Annotated in this window: 18 protein-coding genes; 8 read left to right on the forward strand and 10 right to left on the reverse strand. The window is 56.3% G+C overall.

All coding sequences use genetic code 11. The annotated features are described in order from the left end of the window. The 4 genes from fliP to fliF are packed head-to-tail and all read right to left on the reverse strand — an operon-like array spanning position 1 to position 3,197. Entirely contained in the window at positions 1–732 is a 732-nt protein-coding gene (fliP, locus tag ACR0AK_RS19605) for a flagellar type III secretion system pore protein FliP (protein WP_480794633.1), read from the reverse strand. Beyond that, positions 732–1,019 (reverse strand): FliM/FliN family flagellar motor switch protein, encoded by a 288-nt coding sequence (locus ACR0AK_RS19610; RefSeq protein ID WP_480794634.1) that lies wholly within the window; start codon positions 1,017–1,019, stop codon positions 732–734. The genes fliP and ACR0AK_RS19610 overlap by 1 nt, the downstream gene beginning before the upstream one ends. Next, entirely contained in the window at positions 1,012–1,608 is a 597-nt protein-coding gene (locus tag ACR0AK_RS19615) for a FliH/SctL family protein (protein WP_480794635.1), read from the reverse strand. Before ACR0AK_RS19615 ends, ACR0AK_RS19610 begins: the two co-directional genes overlap by 8 nt. Continuing rightward, the gene (gene fliF, locus ACR0AK_RS19620; protein ID WP_480794636.1) at positions 1,608–3,197 is read right to left on the reverse strand and encodes a flagellar basal-body MS-ring/collar protein FliF; all 1,590 of its coding nucleotides are present in this window, start codon (positions 3,195–3,197) and stop codon (positions 1,608–1,610) included. Before fliF ends, ACR0AK_RS19615 begins: the two co-directional genes overlap by 1 nt. A gap of 118 nt (positions 3,198–3,315) precedes the next feature. On the opposite strand from fliF, the gene ACR0AK_RS19625 reads away from it, so the two are divergent. Genes ACR0AK_RS19625 through ACR0AK_RS19645 form a run of 5 tightly spaced genes read left to right on the forward strand, consistent with a single transcriptional unit; the run spans position 3,316 to position 7,916 of the window. Next, a complete protein-coding gene (locus ACR0AK_RS19625) occupies positions 3,316–3,804 on the forward strand; it encodes a flagellar basal body-associated FliL family protein (RefSeq protein WP_480794637.1) in 489 nt (162 codons plus the stop codon). A gap of 9 nt (positions 3,805–3,813) precedes the next feature. Then, entirely contained in the window at positions 3,814–4,293 is a 480-nt protein-coding gene (locus tag ACR0AK_RS19630; RefSeq protein WP_480794638.1) for a hypothetical protein, read from the forward strand. Then, complete coding sequence (locus ACR0AK_RS19635; RefSeq protein WP_480794639.1) at positions 4,290–4,865, forward strand: MotE family protein; 576 nt, start codon at positions 4,290–4,292, stop codon at positions 4,863–4,865. The genes ACR0AK_RS19630 and ACR0AK_RS19635 overlap by 4 nt, the downstream gene beginning before the upstream one ends. Before the next feature lie 46 nt (positions 4,866–4,911). Then, complete coding sequence (gene motA, locus ACR0AK_RS19640; RefSeq protein ID WP_480794640.1) at positions 4,912–5,781, forward strand: flagellar motor stator protein MotA; 870 nt, start codon at positions 4,912–4,914, stop codon at positions 5,779–5,781. Beyond that, on the forward strand, positions 5,778–7,916 hold the full coding sequence (locus tag ACR0AK_RS19645; RefSeq protein WP_480794641.1) for a hypothetical protein: 2,139 nt from the start codon (positions 5,778–5,780) through the stop codon (positions 7,914–7,916). The genes motA and ACR0AK_RS19645 overlap by 4 nt, the downstream gene beginning before the upstream one ends. A 60-nt stretch (positions 7,917–7,976) precedes the next feature. On the opposite strand, the gene ACR0AK_RS19650 is transcribed toward ACR0AK_RS19645, so the two are convergent. From ACR0AK_RS19650 to betB, 3 genes are all read right to left on the reverse strand, one after another. Further along, positions 7,977–9,320: an MmgE/PrpD family protein gene (locus ACR0AK_RS19650; protein WP_480794642.1), complete on the reverse strand. Its 1,344-nt coding sequence runs from the start codon at positions 9,318–9,320 to the stop codon at positions 7,977–7,979. After that, positions 9,317–11,761 carry a GcvT family protein gene (locus ACR0AK_RS19655; RefSeq protein WP_480794643.1) on the reverse strand — a complete coding sequence of 815 codons (2,445 nt, stop codon included), beginning with the start codon at positions 11,759–11,761 and terminating at the stop codon, positions 9,317–9,319. The genes ACR0AK_RS19650 and ACR0AK_RS19655 overlap by 4 nt, the downstream gene beginning before the upstream one ends. A 128-nt stretch (positions 11,762–11,889) precedes the next feature. Next, complete coding sequence (gene betB / locus ACR0AK_RS19660) at positions 11,890–13,344, reverse strand: betaine-aldehyde dehydrogenase (RefSeq protein WP_480794644.1); 1,455 nt, start codon at positions 13,342–13,344, stop codon at positions 11,890–11,892. A 164-nt stretch (positions 13,345–13,508) separates the two neighbouring features. Between betB and ACR0AK_RS19665 the strand changes: the two genes are divergently transcribed. Further along, on the forward strand, positions 13,509–13,838 hold the full coding sequence (locus ACR0AK_RS19665; protein WP_170561955.1) for a hypothetical protein: 330 nt from the start codon (positions 13,509–13,511) through the stop codon (positions 13,836–13,838). A gap of 7 nt (positions 13,839–13,845) precedes the next feature. Here ACR0AK_RS19665 and ACR0AK_RS19670 read toward each other — a convergent pair whose 3' ends face one another. Continuing rightward, positions 13,846–14,346, reverse strand: a complete 501-nt coding sequence (locus ACR0AK_RS19670) for a potassium channel family protein (RefSeq protein WP_480794645.1) — start codon at positions 14,344–14,346, stop codon at positions 13,846–13,848. 76 nt (positions 14,347–14,422) lie between these two features. After that, complete coding sequence (gene trhO / locus ACR0AK_RS19675) at positions 14,423–15,328, reverse strand: oxygen-dependent tRNA uridine(34) hydroxylase TrhO (RefSeq protein ID WP_480794646.1); 906 nt, start codon at positions 15,326–15,328, stop codon at positions 14,423–14,425. Positions 15,329–15,424: 96 nt separating this feature from the next. Here trhO and pncA point away from each other — a divergent pair, with 96 nt between their 5' ends. After that, positions 15,425–16,018 carry a bifunctional nicotinamidase/pyrazinamidase gene (gene pncA, locus ACR0AK_RS19680; RefSeq protein ID WP_480794647.1) on the forward strand — a complete coding sequence of 198 codons (594 nt, stop codon included), beginning with the start codon at positions 15,425–15,427 and terminating at the stop codon, positions 16,016–16,018. Here pncA and ACR0AK_RS19685 read toward each other — a convergent pair. Beyond that, a complete protein-coding gene (locus tag ACR0AK_RS19685; protein ID WP_480794648.1) occupies positions 16,015–16,539 on the reverse strand; it encodes a hypothetical protein in 525 nt (174 codons plus the stop codon). The genes pncA and ACR0AK_RS19685 overlap by 4 nt on opposite strands. A gap of 165 nt (positions 16,540–16,704) precedes the next feature. Between ACR0AK_RS19685 and pncB the strand changes: the two genes are divergently transcribed. Next, positions 16,705–17,997: a nicotinate phosphoribosyltransferase gene (gene pncB, locus ACR0AK_RS19690; RefSeq protein WP_170561942.1), complete on the forward strand. Its 1,293-nt coding sequence runs from the start codon at positions 16,705–16,707 to the stop codon at positions 17,995–17,997. The last annotated feature ends 3 nt before the right edge of the window (positions 17,998–18,000 follow it).

An 18,000-nucleotide genomic window follows, 5' to 3' on the forward strand; every position in this document is an offset into this window, starting at 1 on the left:
CTAGGTCGCATAGCTGCGCACCAGCGCGCCTGCGATCAGCGACCATCCGTCAGCGATGACAAAGAACGCCAACTTGAATGGCAACGAAACCGTGGCGGGCGGTACCATCATCATCCCCATCGACATCAGCACCGCCGCAACCACAAGGTCGATGATCAGAAACGGTAGAAAGACCAGAAACCCGATCTGAAAAGCTCGCGCAATTTCAGACAACATGAAGGACGGCATCAGGATGGACAGCGGCGCTTCGGGCGACAAGATTGTGGGGTCACCGTCGGGGCGCAAGGCGGCCATCGCTTGAAATGTATCGGGATCCAGCCGTGCAGCCATGAAATTGCGGAATGGCTGCAAGGCACGCTCTAATGCAGGCTCAACTTCCATCGTTTCGTCGACCAACGGCTGGATTCCTGTTGTCCAGGCCTCGGAAAAGACCGGTTCCATGATGAAATAGGTCAAAAACAGCGCCAAACTGACGATCAGCATATTGGGAGGAGATTGCTGCAACCCGATACCCTGACGCAAGATCGCCAAAACGGTGATCAGGAACGGAAAACATGTGATCATGATCGCCAGTCCCGGAGCCAGGCTGAGCACTGTGATCAAAAGGATCAACTGAATCGTGCGCGCAGATATCGAACCGCCCTCGCCCAGCGAAACAGATAAGTCCTGCGCCGTGGTTAAAGACGGGGTCAGCACTGCAAGCGCAACCGCCAGCATCATAATACGGCGCATCAGCCGATCCCGTTTTGAAGGTCCGCGATTTCAGTCAGTCGCACGGCCAACTGACCCGCTTGCTCTCCCTCCACTTCCTCCAGCAATCCGCGCGCAACAAGCTGGTCACCGACATACAAGTCAACCGGATCCTCAATACGTTTGTCCAGCATCAACACAGCGTTTTCCCCCATGCTCAGAAGGTCTCGGATCAGAGGACGCGCCCGGCCAACCGAAACGATGACTTCAATTGGAATGGCTTCGAATGGATTGGGCTTTTCGGAATTCGGGGTTTGCGGATCACTCATTGGTCACTGCCTCTTTTGCCTGAAACAAATACGCCTGAAAGGCTTGATCGACCGCAGCAAGCAATCCGCTGCAATCCACTTCGCGTTGGGATATCCCGACCTTGAGCCGGGCTTTACCCGCCTCCAGCGACGGATCTTCGATCACCTCCGCTGGCGAGGACAGTTCGACGGGGATCAGGCCCTCCACCTCGGGCGCACTGCCTACGGGCACGAATATCTGCATGGGTTGCCCGATCTGCGCACGCGCCATATCGACAAGCTGTTCAATAAGACGAAAAGCAAAGCCGCGGTCCAGCATTTCAGGCAATACCACCTTTGTTAGGCTCTGAAACATCGGCTCCAGCGACAAGGCCATCCGGGTGATGGCCTCATGGTAAGTAAAGGACATGTCTTCCAACGATTTGGCCAATTCGGCCGAGACCTGCCCCCGGCTTTGCTCTTGCGCGTGGATCGCGTCTTCCCAACCCGCGCTATAGCCTTGCTCGAACGAGGCCAGTCTCTGCTCTTCCAACGCGTCCTCATCAAGGACGTGCAACTGCCCGCCACTTGCCTGTAATGTGAAGTCTTCAAGAAGATGGGCTATCGACATCACACACGTTCCTCACCTTCTTCCAGCCAACTACGCAGGATTTCGACGGTCTCTTCCTGCTTGTCGCCGATCATCGCCCTGAGCCGATCCACCGGATCCGCCCCGGCAGCCGTTGCCAGCGCCGGAACGTTCCTGGTGGGCACTTGCCCCGGCAACGTGGTGAACTGCCCATCCTCTTCAGTCGAAATTTCGCCGTTCAGGTAAGAGTCAGGATCCTGATCGGCATCCGAAGGCAACAGCGCAGGTGCGGTTGCCGGCTGCGTCAAAATGGGGCGGATGACAAACACGCCAAGCACCAGCAAAACCAGCGCCAGCACCGCCATTTGAATCAGCGACATCGCGTCAATATGAACTTTCTGCCACAGCGAGGCGGTTGCCAGACTGCCCTGCGGCTCCACCACCGGAAGATCCAACGATTTCAATGTAATCACATCTCCACGTTCGGCATCGTAGCCTACCGCCGATGCCACCAGCTCTTGCAACGCATCCAGTTCGGTCTGCGGCATCGGCGTGAACGTTTCAATTCCGTCTGCGTCCTTGGTTTGCGTACCGTTTACCAAAACCGCAACTGTCAGCCGTTTGATCGCACCGGGACCATTGTGTACCTCAAGCTCTGTCTCGGAAACCTCGTAGTTGACCCTCTCTCGCGTCTGGGTCGCGTTCGAATTGGATTCGTCCCCGCCTGCGCCATCACCGTCCGGCAGGTTCGATGCAACCGTCACATCTCCGGACTGGTTGCGAGCGCTATCCGAACGCTCTTCGACATCGGTGCTGATGGCCACGCGGCCATTGGGATCAAAACGCCGTTCGCGGATTGACTCCGTCTTGGTGACTGTATCCACACTCACCTCGACCACAGCATTCCCCGCGCCAACACGAGCCTCGACCAGACGCAGAACCCGCTCACGCAGTTGGTGCGACTTGTCGTCCGCTGTATCCGCAGCCACCGGGCTGTCCTGCGCGCCGATGACTGCGCCATTCGAATCGATGACCGCAACATTTTCCGGAGCCAATCCGCTGACTGCAGACGATACCAGAAACCGAATCGCCTTTGCCTGATCGGACGTGATGTCCGTACCCGACGCGACCACGTAAACCGACGCTGTCGGCGCAATGCTGCGCTGAAACGGATTGGATGATCCGTTGGCAATATGCACACGCGCCTGACTGATATAGGGGCTGCCGACGATGGTTCTGGCCAGCTCTCCTTCTTTAGCGCGCCAATAGGCGGCGTCGAACATCTGCGAAGTTGTGCCAAACCCGCTGAGCGAATCCAGTAACTCATACCCGCGATTTCCGGTTGCAGGCAGGCCCTCGCTGGCTAGCGTCAAGCGCAACTCATCCCGTTGTGACCCCGGCACATAGATCGAGCCGCCGCGAATCTCATACTGCACACCGCGCTGATCCAGCGAGCGAACGATATCCCCCGCAGCGCCGCTTTCCAGCCCAGCATAAAGCAAGGTCATCGACGGCGTCGTCACCAGGCGCGACATCGCAAGGATGCCCAAAAATACCAGTACGGCCGCACCAGCGACGATGATTTGTTTACGCCTGTTCAAACTTGCCCAGACAGTTCCGATCTGCTGCACGATCACCTCCGACTCGCCGACATTCTGTGCGACGCATCCCTTGTTTGGACGATTGCCCTTAACAATCGGTTAGTCCCTGTCGGGTTATGACGACTGCAGATTAAGAAATGAGGACGTCATGACCGACGCGACTGCAGAACAGGCCGAAGCCCCAGAAATGTCTGAAAAAAAGGGAATGATTATTGGCGCGATTCTGGCTGTGGTCGGCGCTGTGGGCGGCTATTTCCTGACAACATCGGGCCTGTTGCCTATTGGCGGGAAGCCTGCGGCGGAAAAAGCCGAAGAGAACAAGCCCGCCAAGGCCTTGCCCAAGGTCGGTTTCGTTGACCTCGCGCCGGTCGTCGTTTCGGTAAACACCTCCGATTCGCGGCACCTGAAGTTTCATGCCCAGCTTGAGGTGAACGCGCCGTACATGGCGGATGTGGAAAAGATGAAACCCCGGATCATGGATGTTCTGAACGGATATCTGCGCGCGGTCGAGGTATCGGATCTTGAAGATTCCCTCGCACTTATACGCATCCGCGGACACCTGTTGCGACGTATCGAAATAGTCGTCGGCGAAGGCCGCGTTCGCGATGTTCTCGTCATGGAATTCGTACTGAACTAGGAGGCGAAGATGGAGCTGATTGCAGATATTTTGCTGGTCGCAGGCGCCTTGGGTGCGGGTCTTTATTGTTTCATTCTGTCCCGGCGGTTGAAACGCTTTACCGACCTTGAAAAGGGCGTCGGTGGTGCGGTGGCCGTGCTGTCTTCGCAAGCGGAAGAGTTGAAAAAGTCACTGGAGGCCGCGCGGGACGCCTCGGATCAGTCTGGCGTCATTCTTAAGGAATTGACCGAACGCGCCGAAACAGTGGCACAGCGGCTTGAACTGATGATGGCCTCAATGCATGACGTCGTGCCCAATGAGGTAACGGTGGACAAGACCTCCACGCCTGAGCCTGAGCCTGAGCCTGAGCCTGAGCCGAAGGTTTCCGAGGAGCAGGCCGAAACCAACAAAAAGTCCGAAAAGGAATATGCCGCTCCTGACGAACCGCGGGTCAAACGCTCAGGTGGGTTGATGTTCCTGCGCCACAGTCACAGCGAGGCAAAAACATGAGGCGAAAACGAGCAGATAGTCGCCCCAAAGGCGGCGTTCTCGCGGTGATTGCGATGCTTATGATTGGTTCCGCCGTGATCAGAATAGGATTCGAGGCCGGACCCGCGCTGGCCAAGGGATCCGACTCCTCCCCATCGCCCACAGGAACTGGCCAAACCAACCAGCCCGGTGCGCGAGAGTTGTTGAACGAATTGCTTCGCCGTGAAGACGCGCTCAAAAAAAGAGAGGCTGCTTTAGTAAACAAGGAAAAGGCGCTGGATATCGCGGATCAGGCGATTGAGACCAGATTGGCTGCCTTACAGGAGGCTGAAGAGTCGCTGCGACAAACGCTAGCCTTCGCCGAAAAGGCCGCCGAGACCGATCTTACGCGCTTGACCGATGTTTACCAAAGCATGAAGCCCAAGGACGCGGCCGCCCTATTTGAAACCATGGATCCCGGTTTTGCGGCGGGTTTTTTGTCGCGAATGCCGCCTGATTCTGCTGCTGGTGTTCTGGCCGGTCTCAGCCCCGAAGCCGCATACACGATCAGCGTGATAATGGCTGGTCGCAATGCTGCCGCCCCACAGCAATGACAGCCATGTATTTCACCCCCGCACGTGACATTGCAGGAGACCGCACATGATCGGAATCATTGGAATCGTCGTCATTTTCGCCATGGTGTTCGGCGGTTATCTAGCCGCTGGCGGCAAGATGACGATCATTTTGAAATCGCTCCCGTTCGAGATGATGATGATCGGGGGCGCCGCCGTTGGCGCGTTTATGATCAGCAACGACATGAGTGCCGTCAAACATACGATCAAGGACATGGGCAAAGTGTTCAAAGGTCCCAAGTGGAAACCGGAAGACTATCGCGACCTGCTGTGCCTTTTGTTTTCTCTGATCCGGATCGCGAAAGCCAACCCTGTCGAAGTGGAACAGCATATCGAAGACCCCGAAAACTCGACCCTGTTTTCGGCCTATCCAAAGATTCGGGCGGACAAGGAAGCGGTCGATCTGATCTGCGACACGATGCGATCCGCGTCGATGAACTACGACGATCCTCATCAGGTCGAGGAGGTTCTTGAAAAACGAATGGACGCGAACTTTAACCACGCCATGCATTCCAGCCACGCGCTGCAAACTGTCGCCGATGGCTTACCTGCGCTTGGAATCGTGGCTGCTGTTTTGGGCGTTATCAAGACGATGGGGTCCATCGACCAACCTCCTGAAGTGCTGGGCAAACTGATCGGCGGTGCATTGGTCGGGACGTTTCTGGGTGTGTTTCTGGCCTATGGCCTGGTTGGGCCGTTCGCCGGCAAACTGAAAGCGGTGGTCGAAGAAGACAACCATTTCTATCAACTGATCAAAGAGGTTTTGGTCGCCAACCTGCACAACCACAATGCGGCTATGTGCATCGAAGTCGGTCGCCAGAACACGCCAACGCATAACCGACCGGGGTTCTCGGAACTGGAAGATGCGCTGAAAGAACTCAAACAGGCAGCGGCATGATCCGGAAAGTTGCCCTTTCTTTCGTTTTAGCCACAGCGGCAGCGCAAGTTCAGGCACAGGATGTGCAGGTTCGTACGGGCGAGCATGATGGGTATACGCGGCTAGTCGCACAGATTCCGCCGGGCACTAAGTGGGAGCTGACGCAAAAGAAAAATGGTGCGCGTCTGAATGTCGAACTGGAAAAGGTGAACTTCGACACAACGACTGTGTTCCGGCGCCTTACTCAAAACCGCTTGGCCGCTATCTCTCAGTCAGAGCCGGGCGGAGCGCTTGATATGCAATTTGGTTGCGACTGTGCCGCTTCAGCCTTTTTGTATAAGGGCACAATGATCGTAGTAGATATTGCACCCGACTCGGCATTTGCCCCCATCAACACCAACGTACCACCGCCGGTTTTGCCCACGACACTGAAGAAAAGAAATCCGTTGGTTGCGCAAAATCTGGAGGACCTGGATTTACCATTACTTGACCTCAACGCAGAGCGCTTTGAAAAACAGCTTTCAACTCTGCTGCTGCGCGGCTCTGACCGGGAAGTTGTGGATTTAAGGCTTGCGCCAGTCGGGCCTCGGCTGTCGGTCCCCAGGGGGGATCTATCGATCCCCACAGACCTTAATGCCAATATTCATGTAACATCTGTTCTGGACGGGCTAAACGAACGTTTAGGGCCGTCCTTGCCGCAACTTGAGCACCGCCCACCCTGTATCACGAGCGAAGAGCTTGGGTTCGACGGTTGGTCTGGGACGGCCCCTTTTCCGGAACAGGTGGCTTTGCTGCGAGCGGCCTTGTTTGAGGAATTCGATCAGGTCGATGAAGAAACGGCGCTGAAACTGGCAAAGCTATATGCCCAATCCGGGTTCGGTGCAGAGGCCCTGCAGGCACTGGAATTGCTTGTACATCCTTCGCCGGACGAGAATCAGGTCGCTGCCATAGCCCGGCATCTGGATAGCGCTCAGCCATCGCAGCCGAATCCGTTTACCGGTCTTCAGCGATGCGAAAGCGATGCGGCGCTCTGGGCGCTTTTGATCGAAGGTGAGTTGCAGGAAGAGGCCCAGTTGCAATCGATCGAACGGTCATTTGTGCGTTTACCAGACCATTTGCGTCGTCACCTCGGGCCGACATTGGCAGAAATTTTGACGGATGCCGGAAAACTGGAACCGGCGAGGCGCGTGTTGCGCGCGGTCGACCGGGTGGAGAGTGAGAACAGCACTGATACATCCCAGGCCAAGGCCAAGGTGGCGGCTGCCGAAGGCGACAGTTACAAATCAGAAGCCCTGTTGAACGAAGTCATCGCCTCCCCGGGCGCAGAGTTGGAGGCACCATTGGCGCTTGCAAGATTGGTCGACAAACGATGGTCGGAACGCGGGGCCGTATCACCACAAGAGCTGGATCTTGCTGCATCCTACGTCGTGCAGTTTCGCCGATCTGAAATCGGGCCACGCATGTTACAAACACAGATTGTCGCTTTGAGTTTAGGTCATGAATTCGACAAAGCGATGGATCTGCTGAGCGCTCAGAATGCAAATGTCCAAGCCTCCGAAACACTAAACCGCGTCGCTCAGATCCTGACCGAACGCGCCGACGACGTGACATTCCTAAGGCGGGTGGTGACCCTGACACCCGAGCAGAAACATGCGCTTTTTACAAACACGAGCTTGGCGGTGGCCGAACGATTGGTCACTCTTGGCTTTGCTGACGCGGCGCTGGAGCTGGCCAATCGGCCGCAAGATAGAGCGCGGGGTGCTGAAAGGGCGCGAATACGGGCGAACGCCGCACTACTGCAACGACGACCACATCAAGCAATGTTAGAGCTGGCCGACGATCCATCGGATGCAGCCCGGCTTTTGCGGGGCCAGGCGTTGCAGATGACTGGTGACTACGTAGCAGCCGGTGAAGCTTTGCTTGCTTTGGGCGAGGATGAAAAAGCTGATAGGTACTTTTGGTTGGCCGATCACGCGAAAACGATCGGGCCCGAACGCGACACCAAGTTCCTTGCGGTTCAGCAATCAACGCAGCTCTTGTCTGTGCCGCCAGTCCGAGTACCGGACAAGCCATTGGCTGACGCAAAAGGCTTATTGGATGACAGCTCCAATATGCGCCAGCTCATTTTGAATTTGCTTTCAGGGGTGGGCCATTAACCAATTATGTCCGCGGTGCTGGTTTCCTTGGTTTGTCTTTCATCGGGAATCCATCAAGTTTCACGGATCAAAAACCAAAGGCATCAGGTCTGACAGTCTGGAAGCGGGCTCGACCAAACCCAATATGGCCCCGCAGATCGCGCCCGCGCGATCCGAACCGATGACGGGCGTGGCAAATTCGGTGTACTTGGCGATAACTTCGTCCCTGCTGAGCGGCGCCTCCGGCCCTCCGCGCGCATGAATGTCACCAGATTCGAACACCCGCCCATCCGTCGATTTCAAGGTGACATCGGCACAGCGCCCCTGTGGGAACCGCGCGCTATGACGCCGATCTTCCCGAACATGAATACGTGGTATCAACTCTGCCACGTTCGGGTCAGACAGGCCCGCGCCCGAGATATGTTCAACGCCGATCCGTCCATGGATCGCCTGAACGGCCACAGCAAAGGCCAACGAATACTGGGCCTGAGACGTGGTATCAGGCATCCCGCCATACAGGCAGGCCGCTTCGTGAAAACTGTTGATATGAACGGATTGGATATGGTCATGAGTCAGATCGTTTTCCATCATCAATGCCCGAACACCGTCAATAGCCGCATGTGCCCAGCGACATATCGGATAGGGTTTCACGTACTGATGTTCGACCTGCCAGAACTGACCCAAATCAGCCCAGAACGGTGCGACACTGGCATCCTCAATCGTGATTGCTGGGGCACCGGTGAAACCCCGCTCGGCCAGGATCGCCGAGGATATGCCGACCATCGCGCCCCAGCCCGATCCGTCGTGCAGCATCGTCGGATTCGCAATCTCGCGCATCATCTGGCTTCGGGGTCCGTGATACTCTGCTACTCCCAGTGCCTGTCGAAACTGATTGGGCGAGTGACCACGCATGCGCGAGGCCAGGGCAACCACACCAAGGGCATTCCAGGCACCCGAAGTGTGATAATCGCTGACCGACGCGTGCAGTGACAAACCGGCACGTCCCGCAATTTCATATCCCGTGATGACTGCAGCCAGGGCGTCTGGGCCGGACAAGCCGGGGCAATGTGCACCGAGTGAAACCAACGCGGGCAGAACAACAACACCGATATGTCCCTTGGTTGGGTTGTAGCCGTCATGCCCATCCAAGTTGTCGGTTTGTGTGGCCGCAGCATATGCTGCGCCTGCCATGCTGACAGTGCGGCCGTCAAACATCATCGGGACACTGAAGGCCGCATCGGTGCTGGCATAGAGCAATGCAGCTGTATCGCGGGCGATCACGCCAGCCTCCATTGGGCCGGACGCAATCAGGATTCCCATAGTATCCAGCATCATCAGGGCGGCAGCTTCTTTTGCACTGTCAGGCATCTCCTGCGCCGAAAGGTTCAGCGCAAAATCCGTGACCTGATCAAGCGTGCCCGTCATTTGGCCGGCTCCATCACCTTGAGTTGGACATCGCGCAGCCGGTGCCCTGATGGGTCAAAGGGTGGCTCGGCCAGAATTCTGGCTTTGTGCGATCTGCCAAGGATGAAAATTTCTACTGTATCCCCCGGCTGCGCAACTGCCGGATTTGCATAGCCGATTGCCAGGGACTTGCCGACCGAATAGCCATAGGCGCCAGACGTCACACGTCCGACAGGAGCGCCATCTGGGGTAAAAATGGGTTCGCCACCTGTCGCGTCAGCATCTGAGACTTCGACCTCAAAGATCGACAGAACCTCACGCGCGGCTAAATCTTTGACTTTCAGATAAGCCTCCTTATGCAGAAAATCTTTGTCCAACTTGATCAGGCCCGAAAGCCCAACCTCTTGTGGCCAGTATTCCTGAGAATACTCACGACCCCAGGACCCGTATCCTTTTTCGATGCGTAGCGAAGCAAGCGCACGGCCGCCAACCGGACCTCCACCCAACTCGTTGGCGGCATCCAAAAGCGCTGTATAGAGCCTAATCTGATCCTGTTCGGCGCAATGAAGTTCCCAACCCAGGTCCCCGGTAAAGCTAACGCGGATGGCAAGACAGGCGACGCCCGCCACTTCGATGGTTTGCGAACGCATGAACCGGAACGCCTCGTTCGACAGGTCAACATTTGTCAACCGCTGCAAAAGATCGCGCGATTTTGGTCCCGCAACGTTGAAGCCCGCGATCCTGTCTGTTGCCACCTCAAACGTGGTGCCTTGGGGCAGGTCGATCATATTGAAGAACCGCTGATGATAGCGCTCGGCCATCCCCGATCCGATCATCATGTATTCATCTTCAGCGACTTTGGTGATGGTGAAATCCCCGGCGACCCCGCCGCGGACTGAGATCAGCGGCGTCAGACAAGACCGCCCAATTTCGGTCGGCACCCGGTTGGCAACCAGACGATCCAACCAGTCATAGGCTGCGGAACCTTTGATGGCGTAGTTGGCGAAGTTAGAGATGTCGATCACGCCGACGTTTTCGCGCAGCATCTGCACCTCACGGCCAACCGGTTCCCACCAGTTTTGGCGGGTAAAGCCGATCGTCTCTTTCGTGTCGGGCTGATCGGCAAACCAAAGCGGGTGTTCCCAGCCACAGTTCAGGCCAAAGACACAGCCCATTTCCTTTTGCATCTCGTACGCCGGGCGAACGCGGGCGGGGCGGCCTGCGCTGCGTTCCTCGTTTGGGAAATGAATGGCGAAACGGTGGGTATACTGGTCCTCGACCCGCGCCTTGGTGAAATTCTTATCCGCCCAGTCGCCAAACCGTGCAAGATCCCAGGCGAACATGTCGTATTGCGGCTCACCCTCGATCATCCATTGCGCCGCCAGCAGACCCAATCCACCCGACTGCGAGAAGCCCGGGATCAGGCCGCCGCAGAGGAAATAGTTCTTCAACTCGGGAACCGGACCCCACAGGGCGGAACTGTCCGGAGACCAGATCATCGGCCCGTTGATCACCCGTTTCACACCAGCCGTCGCCGCCGCGGGCACACGTTCGGTTGCGCGGATCACGTTCTCCATAATCCGGTCCAGATCATCGGGAAACAGCTCGTGGGCAAAATCCAGCGGGGTGCCCTCTTCGGCCCAGAACTTCATGTCTTTCTCATAAGCTCCGATCAGCAGCCCGTTGCCTTCCTGACGGAAATAGTACTCGCCATCCCGATCGGCGATCGAGGGCAAGCGGCGGCCGAGGTTGGCGACTTCATCGATGGATTCGGTCACGAAATACTGATGCTCGGTCGGCTGCAACGGCAAGGTCAGACCTGCCAAGGCCGCTACTTCGCGCCCCCAGAGACCTGCAGCATTCACCACCCATTGCGTATGAATGTCACCCTTTTCGGTGCGCACTATCCAAGACCCGTCGGCCTGCTGATCAGTGCCTAATACTGGGCAAAATCGCTCAATCGTCGCACCCATCGCCCGGGCACCCGCCGCATAGGCGTGTGGCACGCCCGACGGGTCTACGTTGCCACCATCGGGTTCATACATGATACAGCGGATATCGTCGAACTGCGCCAGCGGGTGCAACTCCTTGGCCTGTTCGCGGCTGACCTCGTAAAAATTCAGCCCATAAAATCGAGCCTTGGCTTCCTGCAGACGCAGCTGATGTTCGCGGTCTTCGGTCTGGGCTAGGTAAAGCGAGCCGGGTTGAAAAACACCGCAACTTTGACCTGTTTCCTGCTCCAGCTCTTTATACAGGTTCATCGTGTAATGCTGGATGCGGGTGATGTTGTTGTTGTCGTGCAGTCCGTGAATGTTGGCCGCCGCATGCCAGGTTGATCCGCTGGTCAGCTCATCCCTCTCTAGCAGGACAACGTCCCGCCAACCGAGCTTGGCCAGATGATACAGGATCGAACAGCCTGCCAATCCTCCGCCGATGACTACGGCCTGCGCGTGCGTTTCCATGAACTTGACCTCCCGCCGATGGTGCCGAAAACAGCACCCTTGGGAGAAGTCAGCCACATGTCGTATGTGGCTTATGCTCTGTTCCCGACGCGAAATGTCGGGAACAGAGTTTGAATGGCCGGTTTTGATCAGTAAGGCGCTTCGACGTCGTTCATCGAAACGTAGACTGTCTTCATTTCACTGAAGTGATTGATCGCCAGTTTCGAGTTTTCGCGCCCGACACCTGACATTTTAGATCCACCAAAAGGGGCCTCGACCGGAGCCAGGTTATAGGTGTTGATATAGCAGGTGCCGGCCTCGAACCCGGCAACGATGCGATGCGCACGGGTCAGGTCGTTGGTGAAAACACCGGCGGCCAATCCAAACTCGGTGTCGTTGGCGCGGGCAATAACCTCTTCTTCGGTGTCAAAGTCCAGCACGGACATCACCGGGCCAAAGATTTCCTCGCGCGCGATGGCCATATCGTCGGTTACATCCGCAAAAACGGTGGGCTGCATGTAGAAACCGTCGCCTTCGATCCGCTTGCCGCCGAATACCAGACGTGCGCCCTCCGCCGTGCCCTTTCCAACGTAGCTTAGTGCGATATTCATCTGGTTTTCGCTGACCATAGGGCCAAAATTCACATCCTCATCCAGCGGATCGCCAATTTTCGCGGTGGCCAGACGTTCTGAAAGGCGGTTCAGGAACGCCTCTTTGATGCCTTTCTGCACAAAGACACGTGTGCCGTTCGAGCACACCTGACCCGAGGAATAGAAGTTCCCCAAAATCGCACCGGACACAGCGTTTTCGATATCTGCGTCATCAAAGACGATCATCGGGGACTTGCCGCCCAATTCCATCGTGACATGCTTCATGCCATCGGCGGCAGCTGCATAGACCTTGCGCCCGGTCGGGACTGAGCCAGTGAGCGAGACTTTGGCCACACGCGGATCGGTCACAAGCGATGCGCCAACATCGCCATAACCCTGAATAACGTTGTAGATCCCTTTGGGCGCGCCAGCCTCGATCAGGATCTCGGCCACTTTCAGCGCCGACAAAGGCGTGGTTTCCGAGGGCTTGAAGACCATCGTATTGCCGCAGGCCAGTGCGGGGGCCCCTTTCCAGCAGGCGATCTGAGTTGGGTAATTCCATGCGCCGATACCAACACAAACACCCAGCGCCTCGCGAATAGTGTAAACAAAGTCACCACCACCAAGCGGGATGTGCTCGCCCGTCAATGACGCGGCCAACCCACCGAAATATTCCAGCGCATCCGCCCCCGATGTCGCATCTGCAACAAGCGTTTCCTGCAAGGGTTTACCGGTATCATGAGTTTCAAGAACCGAAAGCTCGTGGTTGCGGTCTCGCATGATATCTGATGCGCGGCGCAGGATGCGACCACGCTCAGTCCCAGACATTGCGGCCCATTCGGCCTGGGCGCTTTTTGCACTTGTTAGAGCCTGATCTACGATGTCAGGCGTTGCGGAATGCAGCCGAGCGATGACTTCACCGGTGGCCGGGTAGATCACGTCTATCGGGGTTCCGCCAGTATCTTCGACATATGCGCCGTTGATAAAATGGCTCGCCTTAGGCTGGAATTTCATGCCGATTTCCTTCTCAGAAGTCCTTTCCTTCGCGTCTATATTTTATTGACTGGTCAGTCAACAAAAGTGAATCACGGCGGACTCCCGCTGATGTGAATCGGCCCCCTCTTGAATAAATAGGTTAATGTTCCATTTATGTTCTACATAGTCAGAGGAACATTCCGATGTCTTACCAAGCCCGAAACTCGGCCCTGAATGGCCCGTCGAACGACTATCACCTGCTGCCTGTCACCGACCGGCAAATGCGATACGCCCGTGCAATTGCACAGCAGTCAGCTCTGGAGATCCCGGTCGAAGCACAACGGGATCGCAAATCAATGTCAGCCTGGATTTCGGCGCACAAGCCGGTCGATCCGTCGCCCTTTGCGAACTATCCAACCGGTAAGCAGGTTGCCTTTGCCGAGAGGATTTCTCGCAGCAAGCGCAGACCTATTCCGTCAGAGTGTTTCCGCGACAAACAGATGATGTCCCGCTGGATTGATCAGAACAAATAGTGGCAGTCTAATGCTTGTGGTGGCGGGTATAGAGCGCAACCGTAGCAGCAACAAACATACCCAAAAGGATGTACCCGGTAACGGCCTCAGCGACGGCCAGTCCGCGACACAGGCCGGTTGGGATCATGTCACCATATCCGACTGTGGTGAAGGTGACGTATGAAAAATACAGGAAATCGGCTGGGGCATCTGCACCGACAACGCAATTATCGGTGTAGCCGAAAGCCCCATACGCCGCCGCGAATAAGAACGGCACGACCTGAATGAATGACACACCCATCAGAAACAAGCGTCGATGCGGTAGTTTCACCTGCGTCATGTAGTACCAAGATTGCGATGCGACCCAAACCACTAGGCAGACCGACACAATAGTACCAATGGTTTCGCCTGCGGCCGCTTCACTCAGGCGCGACAGACCATACCACGCGAAAAAACTGGCAATTACCAGTCCGACCGCTGCGATTAGCGTCGATTTCCACTCTTCCAGTGTTGTAGGTTCGCGGTGCATAAAACCTCCGATAGACTAGGTTTTTCCGCGATCATCAGGGTTCCGGCCTGTACCCGCAACCCAAATCATTCACCTGTCATTCGATGCCCAGATGTTCCTGCCCGCGCTGACGCGACAACAGGATCTGCTTTTGGCGTTCCCGGAATCTCGTCTTGTCCGCATCCGAAGTCTCGTTGATGCACCGATGACAAGACACGCCGTGCTCGTATTCCGCGCGCTTCATATCCTCTGGCAGAATCGGCCGGCGGCAGCCGTGGCACAACTTGTGCGGCCCCTCGACCAACCCGTGCCCGACCGACACGCGGTTGTCGAACACAAAGCACTCGCCCTGCCAGGTGCTGTCCTCGGCGGGCGTCTCTTCGAGATACCGCAGGATGCCGCCTTTCAGGTGGTACACATCTTCAACCCCTTGCCCCAGTAGGTAGTTGGTGGATTTCTCACAACGAATACCACCAGTGCAGAACATCGCGACCCGTTTGTTGTGAAAGCGGTCTTTGTTCTCTTCCCACCAGACTGGGAATTCACGGAAACTGGCCGTTTCAGGGTCTACTGCGCCCTCAAATGTGCCAATGGCCACTTCGTAGTCGTTGCGTGTGTCGATAACGACCACATCGTCAGACCGGATCAGATCATTCCAATCTTCGGGTTCGACGTAGTTGCCAACCCGGGCACGCGGATCGACGTCCGGCTGGCCCATGGTAACGATCTCTTTTTTCAGGCGCACCTTCATTTTGCCAAAGGGCGGGTGGTCAGATGTGGCCTCTTTCCACTCGAGATCCGCACATCCGGGCAGAGCTTTGATATGGGCCAGCACCGCGTCGATGCCACTGCGCGGGCCGGCAATAGTCCCGTTGATCCCCTCAGCGGCCAGCAACAAGGTACCTTTGACCGATTGATTACGGCAAAGATCCAGAAGCGGGTCACGCAGCGCTACGTGATCCGAAAAACGAGTGAAGTGATAGAGAGCAGCGATCGTATACATGCGCGCGGTCTAAACCCGCTGGGCCAGAGTCGCAAGGGACCGGATTGACGCCCCCCGCCCAGCCCCCTACCGATAGGGCAATGTGAGGAGACCCCGATGACCCATGCCTTGATTGTAGTTGACGTTCAGAACGATTTTTGCCCCGGTGGTGCGCTGGCCGTGCCCGGAGGTGACGAGATCGTGCCCCACATCAACGCTATGATGCCTGAGTTTGACGCCGTAATCCTGACACAGGACTGGCACCCTGAGGGGCATTCGTCCTTTGCCAGCGGACATGACGGCAAGTCCCCATTTGAAACAACCGATATGCATTACGGGCCGCAAGTTTTGTGGCCAGATCACTGTGTACAGGGCACCGAAGGTGCGGAATTCCACCCAGACCTGAAGACCCATGCCGATCTTGTCATTCGCAAGGGCTTTCGAAGCGGTATCGACAGCTATTCCGCATTTTTTGAGAACGACCAAAAGACACCGACCGGTTTAGAAGGTTACTTGAAATCACGCGGGATCACCAAACTGACCCTAGTTGGGCTTGCCACAGATTTCTGTGTTCATTTTTCGGCTGTTGATGCTGCCCGCTTGGGTTTTGATGTCACCGTGCGCATGGACGCATGTCGGGCGATAGACATGGATGGGTCACTGGCAGCCGCCAAGGCCGCGATGCGTGACGCCGGTGTTGCGCTGATCTAAGGCGCAGCGCCTTTTTCGGCAAGATACCTGAGCACTGCGAACAAGATCACCGCCAGTCCCAATGCAACGCCAATTCGTCCGGGCAATGTTCGGCGCTCGGGCGTTGCGGGTGATTTGTAGCGCGGGTTCGGCGTCCAATTCTCGACTTTTGGGCGCTGATCGTTGCGCGGTTTGGCCGTTTTGACATTGTCCAAAAAGCGATGAAAATCGAACTCACCGCAATATTCGCCACTGATGCCAAGTTCCCGAATATTCGTGAACAACGCGCGCAAAATCCGCTCGCGTTCGGCTACATCCCGTGGAGGGTAATACCCGTGCAACATGTCGCTGTCAGTTGAATCCAGATCGAACCCGGCTTCCTGAAAAATCAAACGAATCTTAGGTGACGCCGATCTGAGCGCGTCAGCCGTTTTCACATGACGGAATCGCGCGCGTGTGGCGCACTGGTCCAATTGCTCGGAACCGGTTTCCTCATCCGCTTGTTCGTTAACAACGATGTCAAAATCATACTCGAGAACCATTCACCAAATTAACCTCGTTCAACCATCCCTTTCTTTTCACTAAACTGTGAAAAGATCACACAATATGCTCGTAATGTGACCTGACCTTGTCATTGTTATCATTCTAGCGACTCTTGCCATTCCACGCACCGATTGATCTAACAACGGAAATCGCAGGAGTTCCCCATGGTCGATATTGCGACACGCGTGTACAATCATAAATGGAAGATTGACCCGATTGTACGGTCTTTGATCGACACGGATTTCTACAAACTGCTGATGTGCCAGTCAGTGTTTCGAAATAAGCCCCAAACGGATGTGGCTTTTTCGCTGATCAACCGGTCGAATCACATCCCATTGGCCAAACTTATCGACGAAGGCGAGCTGCGTGAGCAATTGGATCATATCCGATCGCTTAGCCTCAGCCGGGGCGAAAGCACTTGGCTGCGGGGCAATACATTCTACGGCAAACGCCAGATGTTCCGTTCGGATTTTATGGAGTGGTTCGAAAACATGCGGCTGCCACCGTATCACCTGGAACGGAAAGGCGATCAGTACGAGCTGACCTTTGAAGGCAAATGGCACGAGGTCATGCTGTGGGAAATCCCCGCGCTGGCGGTTCTGATGGAGTTGCGTTCACGCGCGGTGCTGAACGACATGCGGCGGTTCGAGCTGCAAGTGCTGTACGCCCGCGCCATGACCCGCGTCTGGGAGAAGATCGAGAAGCTGCGGGACATAGACGGGCTGGGGATCGCGGATTTCGGCACCCGGCGGCGACACAGCTTCCTTTGGCAAGATTGGTGCGTGCAGGCCATGATCGAGGGTTTGGGGCCGTCGTTTACCGGCACGTCGAACTGTTTGATCGCTATGCGGCGCGAAGTTGAGGCCATCGGCACAAACGCTCATGAATTGCCAATGGTGTATTCGGCGCTCGCCAATGACGATGCCGAACTGGCGCAGGCACCCTATGACGTACTGAGCGATTGGCATGAAGAACATGATGGCAATCTGCGCATCATTCTGCCCGACACCTATGGCACGCAAGGCTTTCTGGATCGCGCACCGGATTGGCTGGCCGGATGGACCGGCATTCGCATCGACAGCGGTGACCCCGCAGCAGGTGCAGAAACCGCGATCAAATGGTGGCAGTCTCGTGGAGAAGACCCGCTGGAAAAACGTGTGATTTTCTCAGATGGTCTGGATGTAGAAAAAATTCGCGAACTGCACGCTCAGTTTTCCCACAGGACCAAGATCTCGTTTGGGTGGGGCACATTGCTAACCAACGATTTCCGCGGGCTTGTGCCAAACGACGCGTTGGCACCGTTTTCACTGGTCTGCAAGGCCGTGTCAGCCAATGGTCATCCAACCGTGAAACTGTCGGACAACCCAGAAAAGGCGATGGGGCCGAAAGATCAGATCGAACGGTACAAACGTGTGTTCGGCGTCGGGGCGCAGCAGGCGATCGAGGTGATCGTTTAGGCT

This window comes from Ruegeria sp. BI12 (assembly GCF_056537985.1).

What these genes read in the sequence shown, in the direction of transcription:
- fliP (WP_480794633.1), bottom strand. Translation starts at nt 732, where the DNA reads ATGCGCCGTATTATGATGCTGGCGGTTGCGCTTGCAGTGCTGACCCCG.
- ACR0AK_RS19610 (WP_480794634.1), bottom strand. Translation starts at nt 1,019, where the DNA reads ATGAGTGATCCGCAAACCCCGAATTCCGAAAAGCCCAATCCATTCGAA.
- ACR0AK_RS19615 (WP_480794635.1), bottom strand. Translation starts at nt 1,608, where the DNA reads ATGTCGATAGCCCATCTTCTTGAAGACTTCACATTACAGGCAAGTGGC.
- ACR0AK_RS19625 (WP_480794637.1), top strand. Translation starts at nt 3,316, where the DNA reads ATGACCGACGCGACTGCAGAACAGGCCGAAGCCCCAGAAATGTCTGAA.
- ACR0AK_RS19630 (WP_480794638.1), top strand. Translation starts at nt 3,814, where the DNA reads ATGGAGCTGATTGCAGATATTTTGCTGGTCGCAGGCGCCTTGGGTGCG.
- ACR0AK_RS19635 (WP_480794639.1), top strand. Translation starts at nt 4,290, where the DNA reads ATGAGGCGAAAACGAGCAGATAGTCGCCCCAAAGGCGGCGTTCTCGCG.
- motA (WP_480794640.1), top strand. Translation starts at nt 4,912, where the DNA reads ATGATCGGAATCATTGGAATCGTCGTCATTTTCGCCATGGTGTTCGGC.
- ACR0AK_RS19645 (WP_480794641.1), top strand. Translation starts at nt 5,778, where the DNA reads ATGATCCGGAAAGTTGCCCTTTCTTTCGTTTTAGCCACAGCGGCAGCG.
- ACR0AK_RS19650 (WP_480794642.1), bottom strand. Translation starts at nt 9,320, where the DNA reads ATGACGGGCACGCTTGATCAGGTCACGGATTTTGCGCTGAACCTTTCG.
- ACR0AK_RS19655 (WP_480794643.1), bottom strand. Translation starts at nt 11,761, where the DNA reads ATGGAAACGCACGCGCAGGCCGTAGTCATCGGCGGAGGATTGGCAGGC.
- betB (WP_480794644.1), bottom strand. Translation starts at nt 13,344, where the DNA reads ATGAAATTCCAGCCTAAGGCGAGCCATTTTATCAACGGCGCATATGTC.
- ACR0AK_RS19665 (WP_170561955.1), top strand. Translation starts at nt 13,509, where the DNA reads ATGTCTTACCAAGCCCGAAACTCGGCCCTGAATGGCCCGTCGAACGAC.
- ACR0AK_RS19670 (WP_480794645.1), bottom strand. Translation starts at nt 14,346, where the DNA reads ATGCACCGCGAACCTACAACACTGGAAGAGTGGAAATCGACGCTAATC.
- trhO (WP_480794646.1), bottom strand. Translation starts at nt 15,328, where the DNA reads ATGTATACGATCGCTGCTCTCTATCACTTCACTCGTTTTTCGGATCAC.
- pncA (WP_480794647.1), top strand. Translation starts at nt 15,425, where the DNA reads ATGACCCATGCCTTGATTGTAGTTGACGTTCAGAACGATTTTTGCCCC.
- ACR0AK_RS19685 (WP_480794648.1), bottom strand. Translation starts at nt 16,539, where the DNA reads ATGGTTCTCGAGTATGATTTTGACATCGTTGTTAACGAACAAGCGGAT.
- pncB (WP_170561942.1), top strand. Translation starts at nt 16,705, where the DNA reads ATGGTCGATATTGCGACACGCGTGTACAATCATAAATGGAAGATTGAC.